This is a genomic window from Grimontia marina, from assembly GCF_900060185.1.
Taxonomy (GTDB): domain Bacteria; phylum Pseudomonadota; class Gammaproteobacteria; order Enterobacterales; family Vibrionaceae; genus Enterovibrio; species Enterovibrio marinus.
In genome coordinates, this window is the sequence record NZ_FIZY01000138.1 from 1 (window position 1) to 2,097 (window position 2,097).

Sequence of the window (2,097 nt, forward strand, 5' to 3'; positions counted from 1 at the left end):
GTAAGCGCCCCATGAACCCACAGGGCTTGTTAGTGAGAGAAGTTCCACGGAAGTAGAGAGTCGATGTCAGGTTTAGGCTTCGCCAGCTCTTTCATACATTTCACCATGTAGTCGTAGAGGATGAGCCCATTCGCTTTCGCCGTCTCGATGATGCTGTACAGCAAGGCACTGGCCTGTGCACCGTTGGGAGTGTTGGCGAACAGCCAGTTCTTTCTGCCAATGACCAGCGATTTAATCGCCCGCTCAGCGCGATTGTTGTCGATAGACAGATGCCCATCATCCACATAGCGTATCAACTTCGGCCATTGAGCCAACGTATACTTGATGGCTTTACCCAATGCGCTCGAACCGAGCACCTTCTGCGAGGTTAACCAGACATAAAGGTCATCAAGCATTGACTTGGCATGAGCCTGTCTTTCCTCATAGCGTGTTGTTGCCGATGAGGCCTTCAACCGCGACTCCAGTGCGTACAGTTTTTGGATTTTCGCGAGGGCGACATCCGCCTTACCCGTTTTTCCCTTACCCTGCAGTTTCTTCGCCTCCATGAACTTACGGCGGGCATGAGCAAAACAGCCCACGTTAGTCACGTGTGATAATCCGTCATAGACCCGGTAGCCATCACTTTGCAGATAGCCCGAGTAATCACCCAAAAAGCCTACAGGACATGACCTTGCGCGACTGTTTTGGTAGTCGAACAAGACGATATTTTTCATACCCGCGAGAGTGCCTCCGGGCGAGTCCGCCCCCGAGCAGTACAGCCACATGTAACATTGCTTGTTTTCCTTGAGCACATTGAGCGACGTTTCATCTGCCTGCACCACCCCTTGTTCCAGTAAGTGTGCCCTCAGTGCCTGATATAACGGTTTGAACTTGTCACTGACCTGTATGACCCATCTTGCCATCGTGGTCCTCGACAACTCGATACCCGACTGGGTGAACAAGGTCTCCTGACGGTACAGCGGGAGCGCATACTGGTATTTACCGAGGATAATGTTGGCCAGCAGGCTTTCCGTGGCAACGCTTTTGGGGAGGATACTCTCTGGGGCAGGCTGTTGGTGAATACGGCTCGTCTCTGCGTTGTGTTCGCACTGACGACAGGCGTATTTAGGGCGGACAATCTCCACCACCTTCAATACCGCGGGCGTGAACTCGAGCTTTTCACTGCGGTCTTCACCGATTTGATGAAGCGTGTGCTGACAACAAGGACACTGCTTGTCGTGCGCGTCGAGGTCAAGGACGAGGGTGTCACGGGGCAGGTTTTTCGGCAAGGGTTGGCGTTTACCGCGCTTTTTGGTGGTCGTGGTGGCCGTTGTTGTGACGACCTCCTCGTCCTCTTTCGCCGCTTCGCATTCCGCCTCATTAAAGAGGTCACCCTGGGCGTCATTGTAAGGCTTCAACGCTTCTGAGCGTTTGGCGAACTGGCGGTCAAGGGCGAGTTTGAACTGCTCGATTAAGGATTGGCGCTCTTGCTGCCATTGTGCTTCCTTTTCTTGCCAACCTTTTTGCTCCGATATCAATGCTTTCACCATCGCCTGAAGGTCAGCGATGTTGTGGCTTTCTGGGTTAATATCGGGCTTCTTTTTCATGGTGTTTATGATACCAAAAATACCAGTCAACCACCTGTTAATACTGACTTTTTATTGAGATTAACGCAGGGTAAACCCGTCGATATTGACGGCTTGATGCCCCCTAATGGTAAAGCCTGACAAGAGGCTGTCTAACTCGGCGGACGTGAGGGTAAAGACGGCATTTTTCTCTTGCGTTGGCCACTTGAACCGGGCTTTTTCAAGGCGCTTGTACCAGAGCGCGAAGCCAGTGTTGTCCCAGTACAGCACCTTCATTTTGTCGCGCTGTTTATTGGTAAACAGGAACAAAGCGCCGGTGCCTAGCGGTAAATCGGTCTCGGCCTCGATGATGGCTGCGAGGCCATTGATGGATTTTCGAAAGTCGACATACTCGCGATAGAGGTAAATATTCGGGGCGCTCAACATGCTCTTCATGACAAGGCCCCGATGAGCTCTGCCAGATAAGCGGCTGGTGTGCCTTGAGGAATACTCAACTCAACATCATTGACGAGAAGCGTCATGTGAGCCGTTG

At 52.1% G+C, this 2,097-nt stretch carries 2 protein-coding genes and 1 pseudogene; all 3 read right to left on the reverse strand.

The window, feature by feature from the left end; all coding sequences use genetic code 11:
- Positions 1–29: 29 nt before the first annotated feature.
- Complete coding sequence (gene tnpC, locus GMA8713_RS25470; protein ID WP_062715460.1) at positions 30–1,586, reverse strand: IS66 family transposase; 1,557 nt, start codon at positions 1,584–1,586, stop codon at positions 30–32.
- Positions 1,587–1,646: 60 nt separating this feature from the next.
- Entirely contained in the window at positions 1,647–2,000 is a 354-nt protein-coding gene (gene tnpB, locus GMA8713_RS25475; protein WP_062715462.1) for an IS66 family insertion sequence element accessory protein TnpB, read from the reverse strand.
- Positions 1,997–2,097, reverse strand: a pseudogene (locus GMA8713_RS27580) (IS66 family insertion sequence element accessory protein TnpA); the annotation flags it as partial. The gene tnpB and the pseudogene GMA8713_RS27580, both read right to left, overlap by 4 nt.

What these genes read in the sequence shown, in the direction of transcription:
- tnpC (WP_062715460.1), bottom strand. Translation starts at nt 1,586, where the DNA reads ATGAAAAAGAAGCCCGATATTAACCCAGAAAGCCACAACATCGCTGAC.
- tnpB (WP_062715462.1), bottom strand. Translation starts at nt 2,000, where the DNA reads ATGAAGAGCATGTTGAGCGCCCCGAATATTTACCTCTATCGCGAGTAT.